We start from the raw sequence: 956 nt of genomic DNA on the forward strand, positions 1-956 counted from the left end.
CCATCGTCGACCAGGTCGGTGCCGGGCTCGACGAAGCCGAGCTCCGGACGCTCACCGAACTCTGCACGAAGCTCCGCACCGCCGCCGGGGCGTCGACGTCCCGTCGCGGCCCCCGGACGATGTCCGACGTCGACGTGGCGGCACGGTGACCGGCGCCCTGGTCTGGCTCCGCGACGACCTCCGTCTCGCGGACAACCCGGCCCTCCGCGCCGCGATCGACCACGGCGGCGCGGTCACCGTCGTGTACGTCCTCGACGAGGAGTCCGCCGGCATCCGCCCGATCGGTGCGGCGGCCCGGTGGTGGTTGCACCACTCCCTCACCGCGCTCGACGCCGAGCTCCGCGGCCCTTCGACGCCGCCGGGGACGCCTTCGACCAGTACGCGAAGGACGTCCAGCGCATCAAGGACGACGCCGACGCGATCCGCCTGCAGCGCGGGACCGTCGCGGCCGAGCTCGCCGGACAGCAGCTGACGCTGCCGACGCTCCGCTCCGCCGCGAAGGCCGACGACGCGACCGAGGCGGACGCCAGGAGCCTCGCGAACGCGGAGCGGGCCATCGCCGACGCCGGCGACCGGTCCGCGGCGCTCGACGCGCAGTGGGAGCAGCTCGTGCAGGACCGCACGACGGCCGACCAGGCGCTGCTCCGGGTGATCACCGGCCCCGAGACGCTCGGACGCCTCGGCAGCATCGAGGGACGTGGCGTCGGCGCGTCCGACGACGACCTCGCGTCGATGCTCGCCAGCCTGTCGCCGACCGAGCTCGGCGCGCTCCTGATGCTCGACCGCACCCTCGCCGACCGCATCGCCGACATGTCACCCGACGAGGTCGCCGCGCTCTGGAAGACCCTGGGCGGCGGGAAGGACACGACCGGCGCCGAGCACACCGCCGCGCAGGACGCGCTCATCGCATCGCTGCCCGCGGTCGTCGGCAACCTCGCGGGGCGCCCGCCTGGCGC

1 protein-coding gene and 1 pseudogene are annotated in these 956 nt (G+C 75.1%); both read left to right on the forward strand.

The genetic code is table 11. The features are described 5' to 3' along the window. Positions 1-145: 145 nt before the first annotated feature. A pseudogene (locus tag I5E_RS23650) lies at positions 146-346 on the forward strand (deoxyribodipyrimidine photo-lyase); the annotation flags it as partial. Further along, on the forward strand, positions 301-956 hold a 656-nt coding region (locus I5E_RS24580; RefSeq protein ID WP_148286955.1), incomplete at its 3' end, for a hypothetical protein. The pseudogene I5E_RS23650 and the gene I5E_RS24580, both read left to right, overlap by 46 nt.

Origin of the sequence: Curtobacterium sp. B18, assembly GCF_000333375.1 — a bacterium.
Lineage (GTDB): Bacteria > Actinomycetota > Actinomycetes > Actinomycetales > Microbacteriaceae > Curtobacterium.